Annotated in this window: 2 tRNA genes; both read left to right on the forward strand. The window is 50.0% G+C overall.

Annotated features, from left to right (window positions below):
* Window positions 1-11 precede the first annotated feature (11 nt).
* Window positions 12-88: transfer RNA gene (locus AC6CH1_RS19340), tRNA-Ile, on the forward strand.
* 36 nt (window positions 89-124) lie between these two features.
* A tRNA-Ala gene (locus AC6CH1_RS19345) sits at window positions 125-200 on the forward strand.
* Window positions 201-206 lie beyond the last annotated feature (6 nt).

Genomic DNA, 206 nt, shown 5'->3' on the forward strand with positions numbered 1-206 from the left:
TACTTCTAAGAGGGCCTATAGCTCAGCTGGTTAGAGCGCACGCCTGATAAGCGTGAGGTCGATGGTTCGAGTCCATTTAGGCCCACCATATAAATTCTTTATATAACCTCTTAATACTAATATTGGGGCCTTAGCTCAGCTGGGAGAGCGCCTGCCTTGCACGCAGGAGGTCAGCGGTTCGATCCCGCTAGGCTCCACCAATTTTA

Source organism: Solibacillus sp. GQ1 (assembly GCF_059758555.1).